This is a genomic window from Flavobacteriales bacterium (assembly GCA_016700415.1).
Lineage (GTDB): Bacteria > Bacteroidota > Bacteroidia > Flavobacteriales_F > PHOS-HE28 > PHOS-HE28.
The window spans coordinates 1,910,264-1,929,004 of record CP065018.1 but is presented as its reverse complement, the minus strand read 5'-3'; the positions used below and the strand labels follow the sequence as shown (position 1 = coordinate 1,929,004).

Genomic DNA, 18,741 nt, shown 5'->3' with positions numbered 1-18,741 from the left:
TTGAAGGAACCGCTGAAAACAGAGGAATTGATCGGACGAAGGCTCTACCCGATCAAGCTCCGCCCGGTCATTTCCTTGGGCTGCTCGATCTCCATCAGATCCAGTAATGTGGGCGCCACATCGGCCAGGATGCCGTCGTGTACCTGGACCGTCCGGTCGGTGAGCACGAAGACAGGGACCGGATTGAGCGTGTGCGCTGTGTTCGGCGACCCGTCCGGGTTCACGGCCTTGTCCGCATTGCCATGATCGGCGATGATGACGAAGGACCAGCCCTTGGCCCGACCGGCCTCCACCACACGTTGGGTACAGCTATCGGCGGTCTCAACGGCTTTCACGATCGCAGGGAACACGCCGGTATGGCCCACCATGTCCGGGTTGGCAAAATTCAACACCATCAGGCGTGCATCGCCGGCCTTCACTTCGGCCACGGCGGCCTGGGTCACGCCTTCAGCGCTCATCTCAGGCTGTAGGTCATAGGTGGCCACCTTGGGCGAGGGCACCACGGTCCGGCGTTCACCAATGAAAGGCTGCTCGCGCCCTCCGCTGAAAAAGAACGTGACGTGCGGATACTTCTCGGTCTCCGCTAGACGTACCTGGGCACCCCCGGCCTTTGAGACCACTTCTCCCAGGGTCATCGCCAGGTCATCCTTTCTGAAGAGCACCTTCACCCCCTTGAAGCGGTGGTCATATTGGGTCATGGTCACATAGTGAAGCGGCAAGGGGCTCATGTCCTGTTCCGGGAAAGCCTGTTGGGTCAGTGCTTCCGTGATCTCACGGCACCTGTCGGTCCGGAAGTTGAAGCAGATCACCACATCGTCCGGGTGGATGTGCGTCAACGGCCGCTGGTCCGTGCCTACGATCGCGCACGGCTCGATGAACTCGTCGGTGATGCCTTTTGCGTAGCTCGCTTCGATGGCCCAGCTGGCGCTCGGCGCACGATCGCCCCGGCCTTGCACCAACAGGTCGTAGGCTTTTTTGATGCGCTCCCAGCGCTTGTCACGGTCCATGGCATAGTAGCGGCCGCAGATCGACGCTATCCGTGCCGGTGTGCCGGCAATATCCTGCTCCAACTGTTGGATGAAGCCAAGGCCGCTCCGGGGATCCGTGTCGCGCCCGTCCGTGATGGCATGGATGAAGATGTCCTTCAGTCCGGCGGTAGCCGCCAGTTTGCAGAGCGCGACCAGATGAGCGCTTGATGCATGTACCCCGCCGTTGCCGACCAGCCCAAGCAGATGGAGTCTCCTGCCGGGTGCCGAAGCAGCAGTGAACGCCTCTTGGAGCACGGCATTTTTCCCCAGAGATCCATCGGCGATCGAGAGATCGATCCGGACCAGGTCCTGGTACACCACCCGGCCCGCGCCGATGTTCAGGTGCCCTACTTCGCTGTTCCCCATCTGGCCGGGAGGGAGTCCCACATGTTCACCATCGGTGCGCAGGCGGGCGTGGGGCGCTGTGCGAAAGAGACTGTCGATGAACGGTGTGTCGGCCTGTGCAATGGCGTCGGTACCGTCCCCGGCACCGATGCCCCAGCCGTCCAGAATGATCAATGCGGCCTTGCTCTCGGTCATGCGCGGTTCGGGAATGTGGCCGTGAAGGTAGATCCGTGCGGAAGGACGGGAGCGAATTCCACGTGACCGCCAAGCCCCTTCATCAGGCGGCCAACGATGAACAGTCCTAAACCCGTGCCCTTGGTCGCGCGGACCTCCTCATTGCCGCCACGGACAAATTTCTGGAAGATGCGCTGCCGGTCCACATCGGCGATCCCCGGACCCCCATCGCTTACTCGAAGCTGTGTGGCATGGTCCAAGGATTTTATTTCCACGGTCACCGGTGAGCCATGGGGGGCATATTTGCAGGCGTTCTCCAAAAGGTTGTCCAATACGGATCGGAAGGCAGCGGCATCGGTACGCAATACTGCCGCATCCGGAAGCCGTGCTTCGATCGGATGGTCGCGGCCATACGTCGCCCGGGCCTCTTCGATCAACAGGCGTGATTCCTTGGCCAGGTCCACCAGGTCCAGTTGAGGCTGCACCGCATGTTCCTCCAAACGGCTGGCCAACAGGATCCGTTCGGCGAGCAGGTGAAGGCGCTCAACGTCATGGCGTGCATTGTGTGAAAGCGTCTCGCGCCGCCCGGCGTCCAGGTCCTGTCGTTGAAGGGTCTGGAGATGCAGTTTCAGCGCAGCGATTGGGGTACGCAGTTCGTGGCTTGCCGACATGAGAAAATCGCGCTGTTGACGGGCGAGCGACAGCTCTTGGCGCAGGGTGCGGAAAGTGACCCACAGGGCCAGCAACAAGAGGATCAGGAAGACCAGTCCTTCGCCCATCACCATCATCAGCGTATGCTTTGGCAACCGCACCGGTAAATGTGGGATCATCCCCTCAGAGATCAATTGCTGCTGAAGGGCGATGATGTCCCTGTCCTTGCTCAGTAGGAGCCACATCCACCAGACCGACTGCAACAGGATGTAGAAGGCCAGAAATCCGAAGAGCAGCACCGGCGTGCGGGGGGCGTGGCGGGCCATGGGCCAAAAATATGTGTTGGCCGCGCGAATGGTTTCCGACCTGAACTCCCCGAAGTCCACACAGGAACCCCGTCCCGGCCCCGGTCCCCTTTCTATGCGCTACATTAGGACCGGATCTTCGATCTCCGAACGATCCATATGATCCACTTGGGGTCGATCAGAAGGATGAAAATGATCCATTGAAGGTATTTTAATGAGATTCTTCGGAGGGACTTACATTGCACTCAGGTTTTATTGATGGACCACCAAGCGGCTAAGGCCTTCATTCTCGCGGAATTGCGTGTCGGGCTGCCGATCGATCGCACATACCATTCGTTTGAGCACACCTTGGATGTGTACGCCTCGACCATCACGATCGCTGAGGAAGAAGGGGTCGGGGGGGAGTCCTTGGAGCTGCTGAAGACCGCAGCTTTGTACCATGATTCGGGTTTTCTTGTTGAGCCGGAAAGCCATGAGCACGGTGGATGCGTGGTCGCACAGGAAAACTTGCCCGGTTACGGATACAATGCGCATCAGATCAAGGAGATCTGCGCGATGATCATGGCCACGAAGATCCCTCAGAAACCAATGGGCCGGTTGAGCGAGATCCTTTGCGATGCAGATCTGGACTATCTCGGTCGCAGGGATTTTTTCTTCGTGGGTGATCTGCTGTTCAATGAGATGAAAGCCCACGGAACACTTTCCACAAGAAGGGAGTGGAACCTTCTTCAGGAGGAGTTCATCTCCAAGCACTCCTACTTCACCAAAACATCACGCGCTCTGCGTGAGCCGACGAAGCAGGAGCACTTGGAGTGGGTCCGGCAATGGTTGCGGGACAATCCATAGGTCAAAAAACGGGCGAAGCCCCCGGGGGGCCGGGGGCTTCGCGTCTGTGGTGCCTCCCAGAATCGAACTGGGGACACATGGATTTTCAATCCATTGCTCTACCAGCTGAGCTAAGGCACCAAGGAGATCGTTGCCATCTTTGCGGGCTGGAACCGCGCTGAGGGGCGGCAAATATAGCTGGTCGGACCCATGGTCAAGCATCTGCCGTACGAACTGGTGATCGATGTGGGGAACTCCCGCATGAAGATGGGACTTTTTGCGGCCGGGAAGGTCACTGCCCGGACCGTGGCCTCTCATGGCGATATCGCTGCAGTGGAACGGTTCATAACGGAAGGGCCGCCCGGCCAGATCGCGATCGGATCGGTCGCGGCCCCGGATGAAAAGTTCTTGGCAGCACTCAGCCGCATAGCACCCGTCGTGGAGATCGCCGGCAACTCCCCGTCACCCGTTCGAAGCCTGTACGCCGCAGCTGCTGCCATAGGTGTGGACCGCTTGGCGAATATTGCCGGTGCGGCCTTGCTCTTTCCCCGGCGGTCCGTAGTGGTCATCGACCTCGGCACCTGTATCACCTACGACCTGGTGGACGAACTGGCCGTGCACCAAGGCGGCATCATCTCCCCGGGCATGCGCATGAGGGCACGGGCCATGCATACGTACAGCGCAAGGCTTCCCGAGGTGGGACCGGAGGAGGATCCGCCACTTTTGGGCACGGATACCGCATCCAGCCTTGCAGCAGGCGTTCATCATGGCCTGCTCATGGAATTGCAGGGCCACATCGCTGTTCTCAGGCAACAACACCCCGGCTTGGCCGTTGTGCTCACCGGTGGTGACGCACTTCGGTTCGCCAGGGCGCTGAAAAGCGGCATCTTTGCGCACCCTACGTTGACACTTATCGGCCTACATGCACTTTCGCACTTTCATCCGGACCGCAGCCCTGTTGTTGGTCCTTGACCTCGGCCTTGCCACGGCTTCCGCTCAGGGTAACGGTGATTCCCCATACAGCGCCTATGGGTTCGGAGACCTCCTGCCGACAGGACAGGTCTCGCAGGCTCTGATGGCCGGGACCGGTCTTGCCATTACCGAGCCGTATAGCGTGTTGCTGGGAAACCCGGCAAGCTATTCGGCGCTCGCGAGACCGGTCTTCGAGGCCGGCATCGCCTTTCGTTCCACCCGTTCCTCCTCTTCGGTGAAAAGCGCTTCCGGCAATGACGCGAATTTCACGGGGTTCAGCATCGGCGTTCCTTTTGCAAATGGGAAATGGGGTCTGGCCATGGGGCTAACACCCTTCAGCGACGTGAGCTATTCCACCGCCCGTGAGGTGGCCTTCGACGGTGGGGACGTGAAATATGAATACAAGGGAAGCGGTGGGCTCGACCGTGCTTTCGTCGGACTCGGGCGCACCCTCCATGGCCAGCGGGCCGATTCCGTGGGTAATAGGGGCATGCAAGTCCGCTTTGGCGCCGATTTCAACTTCGTCTTCGGAAGCATTGAACAGACCCGGGATGCCGTGTATGACCCGAACGCGGGGTATTACAACACAAGGGCTTTCACCTCCCTGGTCCTGCGCGCACCCACGGCGGATGCCAGCCTGCTCTGGCAGGGCGACCTCACCAAGAAGAAGGTGAAGGATGCGGATAATTGGCGTTGGTCGGTCGGTGCCTCCGTCAACCTGCCGACCAATTTCTCGGCCAGGTATACAAACTTGGTCACCACATATACCGTGAACTCGAACATCGAGCATGTGCGCGATACCACCGCCAATGATCAAGGGGTAAAAGGCCAAGTTGACCTTCCGGTTGCGTTCGGCCTCGGCTTTGGCGTTCAGAACGCACGATGGGCCTTCACCGCGGAAGTGAAGCAACAGGACTGGAGCGCTGTACGAGTTGATGTTCCGGGGTACGGTCTGCCCGCTGCCTTGCGAAGTGCGCTCACCTCCGCCGCCGCGGTGCGCTTTCAACCTGCCGTGGAGGGGAATATCCTGCACCGTGCGGTGTACCGCATGGGCTATCGGCATACCGATGCACCGCAGGAGGTCCGCGGGCTGGGCTTGTCCGGAGATGCCGCAACGGTCGGCATCTCCTTTCCCCTGAACGCGATGCAAACGAACAGTTGGGTGCATGTGGGAGGGGAATTCGGAAAACGCGGTTCCACGGACAATGGTCTGGTCCAAGAACGCTATGCCGCGCTCTGGGTCGGATTGGCGTTCACCCCGTGGCGGGGCGAACGTTGGTTCACGGCCCCCAAGATCCAATGACGCCTTGGAGGGGACTCCTGCTTTGCGCGACAACTTGCTTGTTCCTGGCCTGCAAGAACGATCTGGACCGCGTGGCCGCCATAGAAGTGCCGGCCAATGGCCCGGACCGGATCACCACCGGTGCGGAATACCTCTACTCCGACAGCGGGGTCGTGCGTAACCGGGTGAGGGCGGGCACCATCTCCGAATTCAACGGTGAACACCCCCGCACGGAGATGACCGATGGCGTTGAACTCACCTTCTTCGATACTACAGGGAATGCGGGTAGCCAACTGACGGCGCGCCGGGGCGAGATCCAGCAGGAACGGAACCGCATGGTGGTGGAGGAACAGGTGGTCTTCATCAATGCGAAGGGAGAAAGGCTCGAAACCGAGCAATTGATCTGGAGCCGGGACAGTGGCCGGGTGTACACGGACCGGCCCGTGAAGGTCACCCGGGCGCGGGATATCATCTATGGGCAAGGCTTGGACGCGGCACAGGATTTCAGCCGGTACACCATCCGGAAGATCACCGGTACGCTTTTCATCGACCGGAGCGATACCTTGGCACCAATGAACCAGACCAATTGATGGAAAGGATCGCGCGTTTCATGGAGATGTTCTGGCTGGTCTTGGCGGTGCTCACCGCAGGCTGGGCGGCATATGTGCTATATGTCCATGGTTGGGAGGCCGGCAAGGTCTGGCTGCTCTTCCCGGCCGTGTGCTCCGCCATGTTCGGTTATAGGCGCTTCATGCGCGGCAGGATGGCCCGTTGGACGGAGCAGCGACGCATCGAAGAGGAGCCTGATGGACGGTGATAGTTGGCGCGGTCGCACCGCGGAATTGTTTCTAAGTTCAGGGGCCCGATGTTGAACGCCCCTGACCTGACCATGTTGCTATTGGCCATGGTCACATCCGCCCTGTGCTCCGGCTTGGAGATCGCGTTGGTGAGCAGCAACAAGCTCTACATCGAGCTACAGCGGAAACAAGGCGCGCTCTGGGCCAAGATCGTCGCTTCCTTGATGGAAAAGCCCGCCCGGGTGATCAGTGCGTTGCTCGTGGGCAATACCATCGCATTGGTGGCCTACGGTATCGTGATGGCCCATCTGCTGGAACCCGGCCTGCGTGCGCTATATCCGCATGAAGGCTTTGTACTGGTGATGCAGACGATCCTGAGCACCCTGCTTATTTTGGTGGTGAGCGAATTCCTGCCCAAAGCCCTCTTCCGCCTCGATCCCAACGGCGTGCTCAGCGTTTTTGCGTTGCCCCTCGGGCTCATTTATATGGTCCTCTGGCTGCCCACGGTGCTGCTTACCACGATCAGCGAAGGGATCCTGCGCCTTTTCGGGGTGAAGCCCAATTTGGGCAAGGCAGGCTTTGGGCGCATCGACCTCGATGCCTTTCTACAGGAGGTGAGCGAGCCCACGTCCTCGGACAAGGAGGTGGACGCCGAGGTGGAATATTTCCGCAATACGCTGGAGCTGAGCAACACCAAGGTGCGCGATGTGATGGTGCCCCGTGCGGAGATCGAAGCACTGGACGTGGAGGAGCCGATCGCGGAACTGAGCAAGCGATTTCTGGCCACGGGGCTCACTAAGCTGCTCATCCATAAGGACGGCATCGACAACATCATCGGCTATGTACACAGCTATGAGATGTTCAAAAGGCCTCGCAGCATCCGCGCGGTGCTGCGCCCGGTGAACTTCATTCCCGGCACTATGCCGGCCGACGAGGTGCTTAAGCTTTTCACGAAGGAACGAACCCACATCGCGGTGGTCGTGGACGAATTCGGCGGCACGGCAGGCATGCTCACCATCGAGGACGTGGTGGAGACCATCGTGGGGGACATTGAGGATGAGCACGACGATGAGGATTCAGTGGAGGAACGCATAGGTCCCACTGAATTCGTGTTCAGTGCGCGCTTGGAGGTGGAGCACCTGGCCGAGGAGTACGGGCTCAACCTGCCGGAAAGCGAGGAATACGACACGCTGGCGGGCTACATCATGCACCGCACCGGCACCGTGCCCGAGCCGGGTGAGATCGTGGACGACGGGCCCTTCCGTTTCACTGTCACGAACGTATCACACGGCCGGATCGACCTGGTGAACCTGCTGGTGAAGGACGTGGAGGAAGGCTTCACGGAGGGTGCGCCGCCCAAGGAGGAACAAAAGCAATAACCTCCTATTCCGATCGCCGATGAGGTGTCCACCTCCAACGGTGTATAACGCACTTCTTCAGGTTCGGCGAACAGGAGGAAATGCAGTTGAAGTGCGGGATCCCGTGAAAGGGCCCCGTCCCGGAACCGGCCTCCTTCCGGGGATTCCGGGCCTTATCGCCCGGCGAAGCGCCCACCCGCCTATATTTGCCACCCTTTTAAGATCAAGTAAATGGCAGTAATTGGAAAGATCCGTGAGCGTGGAACGCTTCTGGGGATCATTGTGGGCGGTGCGTTGGTGCTGTTCGTGGTCGGTGATTTCATCGGCAACCGCTCCGGCGGGCAAGAACGCAACGTGGGAAGCGTCGCCGGGAATGAGGTGAGCATGCAGGAGTTCTCCACCCGGGTGGACCAGCAGATCGACCTTTATCGCCAGAACGGGACCACGGTGGACAACCAACTGCAGGAGCAGGTCCGTAACGGGGTTTGGAACGACATTCTCCGCGAGCACACCTTGATGGTGGAGGCGCAGGGGGCCGGATTCGGCAATTCCATCAGCCGGGAGGAATACGACGATATCCGCTTCGGCAATAACGTCCTGCCCGATTTCAAGAACAACCAGAGCTTCAAGGACCCGCAGACCGGCGAATTGGACAAAGACCGTCTGCGGCAATACTTCAAGTATGTGCAGGAGAACAACCTCGCCTTGTTCGATATGCAGAAGCGCACCTTCGTGCCCCAGCGCATCTATGCCAAGTATAACGATCTGGTGAAGAAGAGCTGCTTTGTGAACAGTGCGCAGGTGCAGGATGACTGGGCAGCGAAGAACACCAAGGCGGATTTCCAGTTCGTGGCCCAACGCCTGGAGAGTGAGCCGGACAGCCTGTATCCCGTGAGCGATACGGAGCTCCGTCGTTTCTACGATGCGCACAAGGACGAGCGTAAATACCGCCAGACGGCATCACGCAGCTTCGGCTATGTGCGCTTCAATGCCACCCCCGAACAGGAGGACATTGACAATGCCCGTGCGGGCATGATGGACCTGAAGGCGGACTTCGTGGCCACGCTCGGCACCAAGGCCGACAGTACTTTGGTGATGGCCTATGCCGATTCCAAGAATCCTGTACCCGCACCGTACAAGGACGGCACGGCCGACCCGTTGAACGATTCGCTCATCATCCATGCCGATACCGGTGTGGTCGTGGGTCCGTTCAGGGAAGGAAACATGTGGAAGTTGGTGAAGGTGGCTGAGCTGGCGGACGTGGAAGAGGCCCGTGTACGCCACATCCTGCTCAGTACCCAAGGCAAGAGCCCCGAGGACGAGGCCACCATCAAGCAACGGGCGGACAGCATTTTGGCCGTAGTGAAAAAAGATCGCAGCAAGTTCGAGACCCTGGTCACCAAATTCTCCGACGACCCCGGAAGCAAGAGCACCGGCGGTGTCTATGAGTGGTTTGACCGGACCCGCATGGTGCCGCAGTTCACCAAGGCCAGCTTCGATGAGAAGTCCGGTGCCATCACCATTGCCAAGACGGATTATGGCTACCACATCGTGGAGGTGCTGGGGCAACGCAGCCGCAAGGAGCGCCGAGTGTTGACCATCGACCGGAAGATCGCCCCGATCCAGGCGATGAAGGCCGCTTGGAAGACCGCGAACGAGTTCTCCCTGAACAACCCCGATACGACCTCTTTCCGCAAGGCGGCAGAGGAGAATGGCCATACCTACACTCCGGTGCCCGAGCTGCGCGCGGACCAGCGTTTCGTGCCCGGCCTGCAGGAGGCTGACGAGGTAGTGCGTTGGGTGGACCATGCCGCCGCGGACGCAAAGAGCAGCGAACCCCTCACCAGTGGGGATAGCTATGTGATCTGCTCCCTCACCGGGATCCGCGAGGAAGGCGCGCCGAAACTGAACGATGTCCGGGAAACCTTCACAACGGAAGTGCGGAAAGAGAAAAAGGCGGACGCGATCGCGGAGAAGATGAAGGGCAAGACCGATCTGCAGGCTTTGGCAACGGAATTGAACGGCAGTGTGCAGAGCTCAGGGGACATGCCCTTCAGTTCGAACACCATTTCCGGAGGATACAGCGATATCGCGGTGATAGGCGAGATCTTCGGTTTGGACAGCGCAGCCACCAGTGCTCCATTGAAAGGCGACATGGCCGTCTATGTCGCGCACATGAACAAGCTGACGGCCGCAGGCGCGATGCCGGAAGGCGCGGAAGATCCCAAGGCGCTCACGGACCGGGTGCGGAACCGGGCCGCGGGCCAGGTCTTCAATGCGTTGAAGGAGGCTGCGGATGTGAAGGACAACCGCTCGAAGTTCTATTGATACCGGTCTTGACCGGTTCGAGGAAGGGGGAGCTGCGGCTCCCCCTTCCTGTTGAATAGCGGACCAAAATGTGTTCAACGCAACTGCACCAGCCGTTCCGCGTCCAATCGTACAAGAGTGGACAATAGCAGTGTGAAGCCGATCAAGGAGCTGCCACCATAGCTAAAGAATGGCAAGGGGATGCCGATCACCGGCGCGAGGCCGATGGCCATGCCCACATTGATCATCAGGTGCAGGAAGAAGATGCTGGCCACGCAATAGGCGTAGATGCGTGTGAACTTCGACCGCTGCCTGTCCGCGAGCTGGATGCAACGCAGTATGAGCGCGCCGAACAGGATCACCAGCAGGGTGGTCCCCACGAAGCCCCATTCCTCGCCGACCGTGCAGAAAATGAAATCCGTGCTCTGCATGGGCACGTACTTGTACTTCGTAAAAGTCCCCTCCAGATAGCCTTTGCCCAGCAGGCCTCCGCTTCCTATCGCTGTTTTGCTCTGCTCCACGTTGTAGCCATATCCTCTCGGGTCATATTCCAGGCCTAACAACACTTTGATCCGGGTCTGTTGGTGCTGGGGCATGTGGTCAATGATCTGGTCCACGCTGCTGATAAAGGCCGCGGAACCCAGGAAAATGAAAAGGAGATAGGCATGGATCCGTTTCCTGCGGTGCTTGAGGACGAATTTGCGGACAACGAAGAAAGCCAGCAGGCAGAACACGGCGATGAGCAACACGAGGAAATATTGGCCGTGCAGAACGTTCTGCGTGAATGGGATGGCATACGTGCTTTCCTTCATGATCAGGGAGAGCATGGCGAGTATGGCCGCCATGATGGCGATCAGCAGGATGTTGCCGGACAGCCCCTCGCGGTAGAGCACGAGAACGAAGGCGCCGCTCACCAAGGCGGTACCGGTGTCCGGCTGCAACATGATGAAGGCCACGGGGAGCAGAATGAGCGCCGCCGCGATCACGCGGGAGCGCATCTCCTTCAAGGTTTTCAGCCCGCTTAAGTACTTGGACAGGGCCAATGAGGTGGCGAATTTGCTGAACTCGGCAGGCTGAATGCCGAAGCCGCCAACCCCGAACCAGGCCTTCGCCCCGTTGACCTCCCTGCCCACCAGCAGCACAAGGATCAGGAGCAACAGCACAAAACCATAGACGGGGTAGGCCAGGCCACGGATGAAATCCCCGCGCACCATCAGCATGCCGGCCCCGATCAGCAGGGAGATGCAGATCCACACGCTCTGGGCACCGTATTCCCGGGAACGGTCGAAGAGGTTGGCGTGCGCCGGATCATAAGCCGCGCTGTAGATGTTGGCCCAGCCCAGCACCATCAGCACTAAATAGATCACCACCAAGGGGAGATCGATGTTGCGCACGACGTTCTCCCGGCGGTTCATTGCTTGCGGCGCTTGCTCACGAATTTCTTGTAATTACCCTCGGTGGCGATAAGGTCGGCATCGAGCATCCGTTGCATCACGTCAGGCCGTGTGATGGTATCGGTGAGGTACTGCTCCATGCAGAGGCTCGCTATCGGAGCGGCCCAAGTGCCGCCGAAGCCTGAATTTTCCACGTACACGGCGATCGCGATCTTCGGGTCGTCCATCGGGGCGAAAGCGATGAAGACCGCATGGTCCTTGCCGTGCGGGTTCTGCGCGGTGCCGGTCTTGCCGCACACGGTGATGCCGGGGATGCGTGCCGATCTCGCCGTTCCACCGGCTTCGTTCACCACACGCCGCATGCCCTCCACGATCGGTGGGAACCATTTGTCGTCGACCATGGTGTGATGGCGCTCGATCCCGGTCTTCAGGCTGTCCAAGCGGCCGATGGCACGGACCACGTGCGGGTCGTAGTAGAAGCCCCGGTTGGCGAATATCGACGCAATGTTGGCCATCTGCATCGGCACCACCAGCACTTCGCCCTGCCCGATGCTGAGCGAATAAATGGTGCTGAACGCCCAGCCCAGCTCGCCGTACATCTTGTTGTAGTAGGCCACCCCCGGGATGCTGCCCCCCTTCACGGCAGGAAGGTCCAAAGCGAGGGGATGGCCCAGCCCGAAGCTCTCCATGAAGGGTTTCCATTCAGCCATGCCCATAGCGGCATCCTTGAACCGGTCCGGGCTTTTCCCTTGTTCGACCTCCCGCTTGAACACTTGGTAGAAGTATGGGTTGCAGGACATTTGTACCGCCTCTTCGATATTGCGGGCATTGGGATGGTTGTGGCAACCCACCAGCGCCTTGTTGCAGGGAAAGCCGGTGTTCAGGGTGATCACGCCTTCCTGCAAGGCGATGGCCGACTGCACTAGCTTGAAGATGGAGCCGGGCGGATATTGGGCCTGCAACGCCCGGTCGAACAAGGGGACCAGGGAATCCTTCTGCAACATGCGGTAGTTGGTGTTCCGCACACGGCCCACAAGCAGCTCCGGGTCGTAGGAGGGAGAGCTTACCAAGGCCAGCACCTCTCCGGTCTTGGGGTCCAATGCGACGATGCTGCCCTTTTTATTCCGCATCAACCGCTCGCCCAGCGCCTGCATTTTCGCATCAATGCTCGTATACAGGTTCTTTCCAGCATAGGCCAAGGTGTCGAACTGGCCGCCTTTAAATGGTCCTTGGACGTTGTTGTGCACATCCACGACCACGTATTTGACGCCGCGTTTTCCACGCAGATCCTCCTCGTAATAGCTCTCCAGCCCGCCTACGCCGATCACGTCGCCGGGCTTGTAGTAGGGGTCCTGCTCCACTTTGCGGGCGTTCACCTCGCTGAGATAGCCCAACATGTGGGCCCCGAGGTGTGGCGGATAGGTGCGCAAGGTCCGGCTTTGCCCGTAGAAGCCCGGGTATTTATAGAGATGGACCGAGACCGCCGCATATTGCTTGGAGGTGATCTGCCGCTCGAACTCACTGGGTTTCCATACCGAGTAATCCCGCGCCTTGTGAAGCCGTTCACGCACTTGGTCCATCGGGACGTTGAGCAAGGTGGAAAGCCCCAGTGTGTCCAGGTCCTTCACCTCGCGGGGGACCACCATGATGTCATATACCGGCGTGTTGGCGACCAGCAATTCGCCATGGCGGTCGTAGATGAGACCCCGGGAGGGGAACACGGTGACTTTGCGCTCACTGATGTCCGCTGCACGGGCCGTCCAACTATCGTCCACCACCTGGATCCAGAACAGGCGAAGTATGAAGACAATGCAGATGAAGACCACCGCCGCGATCAGCACATACTTGCGTTCATCGAAATTCATCGCGGCCGGATCTCGCGCGAGGTGAGCGCTTGGGCCAGAAGGCACAGCACGAGCGTGGCGATAGCACTCATCAGGGCTCTGAGAAGAGTGGTGAAGAAATCATCGAAGCGGTACACTTCAACGAAGAAAAGCCACAGATGGTGTACGAGGATCAGCACGCCGGCGAAAGTGATCCACCACGTGAGGCCCATGTGCTGGACGATAGGCCGTTTTCCGGGGTCGTACCCATCTCGGGGAACGAGGATCCGCAGCATCAGCAGGCGGGTGAAGGCCATCAGCACGCACGCACTTGCATGCATGCCCGGTGTGCTGCTGAAGAAGTCCATCACCATGCCGAGCACGAAGCCAAGGACCAAGGTGGCCCAAGGCGGTGTGTCGAACGGCAGTGAGATGATGAACAACACATACAGGTAGGGCACCACCCAGCCGTGGGCCAGGTCCAAATGATCGATCACCAGTGCCTGCAAGAGGATCAGCAGCACGAAACGCGTGATATTCCGGGTGACGATGTTGATCATGGCTGCATGACCTTGGCTTGTAGGGTGTCGCGCTCGGCCTTCAGCAGGTCGGTCACCACGTGGACATAGGCCGTGCGCGTGAGGTCCTCGCTCAGGTGGATCTTGATGTCGTGGTAGTTGCTTCCGGGGTCGTCCTCCACCTCCGTCACAGTGCCCACGGGCATGCCCGTCGGGAAGATGCCATCACCGCCGCGGGTCACCACCGTGTCGCCCGGTGCCACCGGCACGTGGTTGGCCACATCCGTCAGCGAGGCCGTGGCGGGATCGCTGGTGTCCCAGGCGAGCAGGCCGAAATGGCCCGTGTTCTTCAGCTGAACGCTGGTGCGGAACTCATTGCCGAGCACGCTGGTGACGAGCGCGAAATGCGGGCTGACGTCCCGGACGATGCCGACCAGCCCGTTCATGCCCACCACGCCCATGTCCGGTCTGATCCCCGCCAATGCGCCGCTGCCCAAGGTGATGTAGTTCCGTTCCTTCTGCGTGGTGCTGTTGATCACCTGTGCGGTGATGAACCGGTAATGCTGTGCCCGCGCGCTATCGCTCACCGCTCGGGAACTGTCCGGGTGTGCGGGCACATCGTGGGCCTTGTTGCGCTCGGAAGCCAAGGCTTGGGCCAACTGTTGGTTCACGGCACGCAGGTCCGCGTATTCAGTGATCTCGTTCCTCCACGCATAGATCTGGCCCACGGCCGCATTGCTGCTGCTGATCGCCTGGGCGCGCTGATGCATGTTCCCATTGATCAACAAGGAGATGGAGATCCCCATCAGGGCCAGGAAAAGCAAGTTGTTGCGCTGACGGAAGAGGAAGCGGAAAAGGTCGCGCATGGTGCTCTCAGGGGGTTCGCATCGCCCTGTCCGCGCTGGTAACGCAGGGTATCGGCGATGCGTGCATCGCCGTTATTCCCGCATGAGGAACTGGAACCTGTCGATGTTGCGCAGCGCGATGCCGGTGCCGCGCGCCACCGCACGTAGGGGATCTTCGCTGACGTGGACCGGCAATTTCGTTTTGATGCTGATCCGTTTGTCCAAGCCGCGGAGCAGGGCGCCGCCGCCGGCGAGGTAGATGCCCGTGCGGTAGATGTCAGCGCTCAGTTCCGGGGGCGTGCTCTCCAAGGCGCTGAGGATGGCCTCCTCGATCTTGCTGATGGACTTGTCCAATGCTTGGGCGATCTCGGAATAGGTCACCGTGATCTCCTTGGGGATGCCCGTCATCAGGTCGCGACCGCGTACGGCGTAGTCCGGTGGGGGATCTTCCAGCTCCACCAGGGCGCTGCCCACTTCGATCTTGATCTGCTCCGCCGTGCGCTCGCCTACCAGGATGTTGTGCTGGCGGCGCATGTACTCCTCGATGTCGCTGGTGAACTCGTCCCCCGCCACGCGGATGTTCTTGTCGCAAACGATGCCCCCCAGCGCGATCACCGCGATCTCCGAGGTGCCGCCGCCGATGTCGATGATCATGTTGCCCATCGGTTCCTCCACATCGATGCCGATGCCGATCGCCGCCGCCATGGGCTCGTGGATCAGGTAGACCTCCTTGGCGCCCGCATGTTCCGCACTGTCCTTCACCGCGCGCTTTTCCACTTCGGTGATGCCGCTGGGGATGCAGATCACCATGCGGATGTTCGGCGTGAAGAGCTGCCGGTTCGGGTTGATCATTTTGATCATGCCCTTGATCATGTCCTCCGCGGCCTGGAAGTCGGCGATCACACCGTCCTTCAGCGGGCGCACGGTCTTGATGTTCTCATGGGTCTTCCCGTGCATCTGCTGGGCCTGCCTGCCGATGGCGATCACCTTGCCGGTGGTGCGGTCCTTCGCCACGATGCTCGGTTCGTCCACCACCACCTTGTCGTTGTGGATGATGAGGGTGTTGGCGGTGCCGAGGTCGATCGCGATCTCTTGAGTGAAAAATCCGGAGAACCAGCCCATGGGGGAGTTAGTGTTTGAAGTGTCTGTTGCCGGTGATGCACATGGCGATGCCAAGCTCGTTGCACACGTCGATGCTGTCCTGGTCACGGATGCTGCCCCCGGGTTGTACAATGGCCGTAATGCCCGAATTTGCTGCGATGGCCACGCAGTCCGGGAAGGGGAAGAAGGCGTCGCTCGCCATCACCGCCCCGTGCAGGTCGAAATTGAATTTGCCCGCTTTGGCGATGGCCTGCTCCAGTGCGTCCACCCGGCTGGTCTGGCCGGTGCCGCTGCCCAGCAATTGCGTGCCTTTCGCCAGTACGATCGCATTGCTCTTGGTGTGCTTCACCAAGATGTTCGCGAAGACGAGGTCTGCGAGTTCCGGTGCCGTGGGGACCTTCTTGGTGGTCGCCTGCATGCCCTCCGCCCGGTCGATCACGCGGTCCGGTGCCTGGGAAAGGGTTCCGTTCAATGCGGTGCGGAACTTCCGCTCCGGCTTTGGTGCTGCGCTCCGCTTCAAGATGATCCGGTTCTTCTTCTTGCGGAGAACCTCCAACGCAGCTGCCTTATAATCCGGTGCGCAGATGATCTCGAAGAACAGCGCATCAATGGCTATTGCTGTTGCAAGATCAATGGTGACGTTGGTGATGAGCACACCGCCGAAAGCGCTCACGGGATCGCCCGCCAAGGCCGCTTCCCAAGCTTCCTTCAACGTGGGCCGGATGGCCGCGCCGCACGCATTGTTGTGCTTCAGGATGCAGAAGGGGACGCCTTCCACCGTGGCCAGGTCGTCCACCAATTCCACTGCGGCGTCCAGGTCCAAAAGGTTGTTGTAGCTGAGCTCCTTGCCGTTGAGCCGCCCGAAAAGGCCGTCCAGGTCGCCGATGAAACTGGCCGGTTGGTGCGGGTTTTCGCCGTAGCGCAACACATGCTCGGGCTGGCCGGAGACTGCGGGGCCATCGGCCTTTTCACCGGTGAACCAAGCGTGGATGGCCCGGTCGTAGTGGGCGCTTTCGGCGAAGGCATGCGTTGCGAAGGCCTTGCGTTGGGCCAAAGTGGTGGCGCCTTTTTGTCCGGTGAGGATCCGCAGCGTTTCTGCGTAGTGCCGTTGTGCAGGTACGATCAGTACGTCGTCAAAATTCTTCGCCGCTGCACGGATCAACGAAATACCACCGATGTCGATCTTCTCGATGATCTCCTCCTCGCTTCCGCCAGCGGCCACCGTGGCCTCGAAGGGGTAGAGGTCCACGATAACCAGGTCGATCGGCGGGATGGCATGCTCCTCCATCTGCGCCACGTCCGCCGTTAGGCCGCGTCGCGCCAGGATGCCGCCAAAGACTTTGGGGTGCAAGGTCTTCACGCGACCTCCCAAAATGCTCGGGAAAGTCGTGAGGGACTCCACGGGAGTGACCGGAATGCCGAGGCCCTCGATGAACGCACGGGTGCCGCCCGTGCTGTACAAATGCACGTCCAGCCGGTGCAGTTCCCGCACGATCGGCTCGAGGCCGTCCTTGTGGAATACGGAGATCAATGCGCTCTCGATGCGCTTGGAGTGGTCGACCATGCCCGGCTTTGGTTGCGCAAGTTTACCAGTGATCACCGGTAGGAAATGAGCGCTGGGCCAAGGCTTTTCAGCAGTGTTACCAACAGTTTGATGTCGCCGGACGGGGCATGATCGCAAAGTCTTACTACTTCATCGATCTCCAGTTCAGGCTGAGGAGGGCCTTTCGGAACAACGCGGATGTCAGAACCTGAGCCCGATCCCCAACAACACGTTCACCGCGTCCGTATTGCTGTTCAGCGTGTTGTATTGGATGTTCCCGGCAGCGTCAACGGCGATGGAATTCGGGTCGACGTAGGTGGCTTTCCCACTGTTGAAACGCTCCACCCGTGCTTCGATATAACCGATCCCGCCCAAGCCCACCATCAGGCCGGCCGCCCATCCGGCGCTGAAGGCGAAGTCGTTGGCATTGCGCTCGCGCGAGATCGGATCTTCCAGGCCTTCCACGGTGACTTTACTTGTAGTGGTGAACTGCCTCATGCCCACCATTCCGTCCACATAGGGCCTCACCTTTCCCTTGAACGGGCTGAAGCGCAGCAAGGGATGGTAGCTGATCATCTTGGCCCTCACCGCGAGCGAACCTTCGGTCGCAGTAAGGGCCGGGTCGGAAACAGGGACTGTGGCGAGGCTCTTGCCCATGATGCCATAGTCGAACGCGAAGCCGCCTTGGAAGGGAAGCCGACCTAGTGGAAAAGCCAACTGACCGCCGAACGTAAAGGTGTTCTTGCCCCAGGTATCGGCGAACTCGCCCGTAGGCACACTGATCCCGACGGTGCCGCCGAGGTTGCCCTGATAGCCGCTGCCTTGTGCGATCGCGCATGTCGGCACGAACGAGGCCAAGAAGAAGAGTTGAAGTGCGCGCATGTCGGTGGTGTTTCCCTCCTCCATAACGGATCCCGTGCCGATCTTCGCATCTTCGCGCCAGATGGAGCTTTTCACGGGTTGGGCTGATGCGGGTCTGCCGGCACTTTTTCTGGCCTGCTTTCTCGCCGCCACCATTCTCCCGTTCAGCTCCGAGGCGTTGCTGCTCGCCATGGCATTGGGTGCGTGGGGCACAGTGCCGCTGCTGCTCACGGCGAGCATCGGCAACACATTGGGCGGGCTTACCAATTACGGTCTCGGTCGCTGGCTGCCGGAAGGAAAGCTGATGCGCAAGTTGAAGATCGATCCCGCCAAGGCCGAACGATGGCGCTCGTTGGTGCAACGCTACGGGGTTTGGTGCGCGCTCCTGTGCTGGCTGCCCGTGATCGGTGATCCGATAGCGATCGCGCTGGGGCTGTTCCGTACGCGGATACTTCCCGTCACGGTGCTGATGTTCATCGGAAAGGCGGTGCGCTATGCCGTGTTGCTCGCTGCCATCCGGGGTCTCCACGGTTAGTCGCTTGGTCCGTCGGGATAGGCTAACGCAATCTTTACGCACGATTAACACGGTCGTTGGCACTGAAATCGTCAATT

The 18,741-nt window shown here is 60.0% G+C and carries 17 protein-coding genes and 1 tRNA gene; 8 read left to right on the top strand and 10 right to left on the bottom strand.

From position 1 onward, the window contains the following. Positions 1-44: 44 nt before the first annotated feature. Positions 45-1,568, bottom strand: a complete 1,524-nt coding sequence (locus IPP95_08115; GenBank protein QQS71167.1) for a 2,3-bisphosphoglycerate-independent phosphoglycerate mutase — start codon at positions 1,566-1,568, stop codon at positions 45-47. Further along, positions 1,565-2,524 carry a HAMP domain-containing histidine kinase gene (locus tag IPP95_08110; protein ID QQS71166.1) on the bottom strand — a complete coding sequence of 320 codons (960 nt, stop codon included), beginning with the start codon at positions 2,522-2,524 and terminating at the stop codon, positions 1,565-1,567. Before IPP95_08110 ends, IPP95_08115 begins: the two co-directional genes overlap by 4 nt. A gap of 237 nt (positions 2,525-2,761) precedes the next feature. On the opposite strand from IPP95_08110, the gene IPP95_08105 reads away from it, so the two are divergent. Further along, positions 2,762-3,349: an HD domain-containing protein gene (locus tag IPP95_08105; protein ID QQS71165.1), complete on the top strand. Its 588-nt coding sequence runs from the start codon at positions 2,762-2,764 to the stop codon at positions 3,347-3,349. A 47-nt stretch (positions 3,350-3,396) separates the two neighbouring features. Here the strand turns inward: IPP95_08105 and IPP95_08100 are convergent. Next, a tRNA-Phe gene (locus IPP95_08100) sits at positions 3,397-3,469 on the bottom strand. A 69-nt stretch (positions 3,470-3,538) separates the two neighbouring features. Here IPP95_08100 and IPP95_08095 point away from each other — a divergent pair. From IPP95_08095 to IPP95_08070, 6 genes are all read left to right on the top strand, one after another. Further along, positions 3,539-4,300 (top strand): type III pantothenate kinase, encoded by a 762-nt coding sequence (locus tag IPP95_08095; protein ID QQS74152.1) that lies wholly within the window; start codon positions 3,539-3,541, stop codon positions 4,298-4,300. Beyond that, a complete protein-coding gene (locus IPP95_08090; GenBank protein QQS74151.1) occupies positions 4,251-5,603 on the top strand; it encodes a hypothetical protein in 1,353 nt (450 codons plus the stop codon). Before IPP95_08095 ends, IPP95_08090 begins: the two co-directional genes overlap by 50 nt. A gap of 38 nt (positions 5,604-5,641) precedes the next feature. Next, positions 5,642-6,172, top strand: coding sequence for an LPS export ABC transporter periplasmic protein LptC (gene lptC, locus IPP95_08085; protein ID QQS74150.1), 531 nt, complete (start codon positions 5,642-5,644; stop codon positions 6,170-6,172). Then, positions 6,172-6,399, top strand: coding sequence for a hypothetical protein (locus IPP95_08080; GenBank protein ID QQS74149.1), 228 nt, complete (start codon positions 6,172-6,174; stop codon positions 6,397-6,399). The genes lptC and IPP95_08080 overlap by 1 nt, the downstream gene beginning before the upstream one ends. A gap of 48 nt (positions 6,400-6,447) precedes the next feature. Next, positions 6,448-7,758 carry an HlyC/CorC family transporter gene (locus IPP95_08075; protein ID QQS74148.1) on the top strand — a complete coding sequence of 437 codons (1,311 nt, stop codon included), beginning with the start codon at positions 6,448-6,450 and terminating at the stop codon, positions 7,756-7,758. 210 nt (positions 7,759-7,968) lie between these two features. Next, positions 7,969-10,065, top strand: coding sequence for a peptidylprolyl isomerase (locus IPP95_08070; protein ID QQS74147.1), 2,097 nt, complete (start codon positions 7,969-7,971; stop codon positions 10,063-10,065). 74 nt (positions 10,066-10,139) lie between these two features. On the opposite strand, the gene IPP95_08065 is transcribed toward IPP95_08070, so the two are convergent. From IPP95_08065 to IPP95_08035, 7 genes are all read right to left on the bottom strand, one after another. Further along, positions 10,140-11,459, bottom strand: a complete 1,320-nt coding sequence (locus IPP95_08065; protein QQS74146.1) for a rod shape-determining protein RodA — start codon at positions 11,457-11,459, stop codon at positions 10,140-10,142. Beyond that, the gene (gene mrdA / locus IPP95_08060) at positions 11,456-13,303 is read right to left on the bottom strand and encodes a penicillin-binding protein 2 (protein QQS74145.1); all 1,848 of its coding nucleotides are present in this window, start codon (positions 13,301-13,303) and stop codon (positions 11,456-11,458) included. Before mrdA ends, IPP95_08065 begins: the two co-directional genes overlap by 4 nt. Further along, positions 13,300-13,821: a rod shape-determining protein MreD gene (gene mreD, locus IPP95_08055; protein QQS74144.1), complete on the bottom strand. Its 522-nt coding sequence runs from the start codon at positions 13,819-13,821 to the stop codon at positions 13,300-13,302. Before mreD ends, mrdA begins: the two co-directional genes overlap by 4 nt. After that, positions 13,818-14,645 (bottom strand): rod shape-determining protein MreC, encoded by an 828-nt coding sequence (gene mreC, locus IPP95_08050; GenBank protein ID QQS74143.1) that lies wholly within the window; start codon positions 14,643-14,645, stop codon positions 13,818-13,820. The genes mreD and mreC overlap by 4 nt, the downstream gene beginning before the upstream one ends. A 72-nt stretch (positions 14,646-14,717) precedes the next feature. Further along, the gene (locus tag IPP95_08045) at positions 14,718-15,746 is read right to left on the bottom strand and encodes a rod shape-determining protein (GenBank protein ID QQS74142.1); all 1,029 of its coding nucleotides are present in this window, start codon (positions 15,744-15,746) and stop codon (positions 14,718-14,720) included. Between the two features lie 7 nt (positions 15,747-15,753). Further along, positions 15,754-17,289 (bottom strand): bifunctional phosphoribosylaminoimidazolecarboxamide formyltransferase/IMP cyclohydrolase, encoded by a 1,536-nt coding sequence (gene purH, locus IPP95_08040; protein ID QQS74141.1) that lies wholly within the window; start codon positions 17,287-17,289, stop codon positions 15,754-15,756. A gap of 180 nt (positions 17,290-17,469) precedes the next feature. Beyond that, complete coding sequence (locus IPP95_08035) at positions 17,470-18,225, bottom strand: hypothetical protein (GenBank protein QQS74140.1); 756 nt, start codon at positions 18,223-18,225, stop codon at positions 17,470-17,472. Between IPP95_08035 and IPP95_08030 the strand changes: the two genes are divergently transcribed. Continuing rightward, positions 18,212-18,664 (top strand): DedA family protein, encoded by a 453-nt coding sequence (locus IPP95_08030; protein ID QQS74139.1) that lies wholly within the window; start codon positions 18,212-18,214, stop codon positions 18,662-18,664. The two genes, IPP95_08035 and IPP95_08030, sit on opposite strands and share 14 nt — an antisense overlap. Positions 18,665-18,741 lie beyond the last annotated feature (77 nt).

Excerpts from the sequence above, each read along its gene's own strand:
- IPP95_08115 (QQS71167.1), bottom strand. The coding sequence starts at position 1,568 with ATGACCGAGAGCAAGGCCGCATTGATCATTCTGGACGGCTGGGGCATC.
- IPP95_08110 (QQS71166.1), bottom strand. The coding sequence starts at position 2,524 with ATGGCCCGCCACGCCCCCCGCACGCCGGTGCTGCTCTTCGGATTTCTG.
- IPP95_08105 (QQS71165.1), top strand. The coding sequence starts at position 2,762 with ATGGACCACCAAGCGGCTAAGGCCTTCATTCTCGCGGAATTGCGTGTC.
- IPP95_08095 (QQS74152.1), top strand. The coding sequence starts at position 3,539 with ATGGTCAAGCATCTGCCGTACGAACTGGTGATCGATGTGGGGAACTCC.
- IPP95_08090 (QQS74151.1), top strand. The coding sequence starts at position 4,251 with ATGCACTTTCGCACTTTCATCCGGACCGCAGCCCTGTTGTTGGTCCTT.
- IPP95_08080 (QQS74149.1), top strand. The coding sequence starts at position 6,172 with ATGGAAAGGATCGCGCGTTTCATGGAGATGTTCTGGCTGGTCTTGGCG.
- IPP95_08075 (QQS74148.1), top strand. The coding sequence starts at position 6,448 with ATGTTGAACGCCCCTGACCTGACCATGTTGCTATTGGCCATGGTCACA.
- IPP95_08070 (QQS74147.1), top strand. The coding sequence starts at position 7,969 with ATGGCAGTAATTGGAAAGATCCGTGAGCGTGGAACGCTTCTGGGGATC.
- IPP95_08065 (QQS74146.1), bottom strand. The coding sequence starts at position 11,459 with ATGAACCGCCGGGAGAACGTCGTGCGCAACATCGATCTCCCCTTGGTG.
- mrdA (QQS74145.1), bottom strand. The coding sequence starts at position 13,303 with ATGAATTTCGATGAACGCAAGTATGTGCTGATCGCGGCGGTGGTCTTC.
- mreD (QQS74144.1), bottom strand. The coding sequence starts at position 13,821 with ATGATCAACATCGTCACCCGGAATATCACGCGTTTCGTGCTGCTGATC.
- mreC (QQS74143.1), bottom strand. The coding sequence starts at position 14,645 with ATGCGCGACCTTTTCCGCTTCCTCTTCCGTCAGCGCAACAACTTGCTT.
- IPP95_08045 (QQS74142.1), bottom strand. The coding sequence starts at position 15,746 with ATGGGCTGGTTCTCCGGATTTTTCACTCAAGAGATCGCGATCGACCTC.
- purH (QQS74141.1), bottom strand. The coding sequence starts at position 17,289 with ATGGTCGACCACTCCAAGCGCATCGAGAGCGCATTGATCTCCGTATTC.
- IPP95_08030 (QQS74139.1), top strand. The coding sequence starts at position 18,212 with ATGGAGCTTTTCACGGGTTGGGCTGATGCGGGTCTGCCGGCACTTTTT.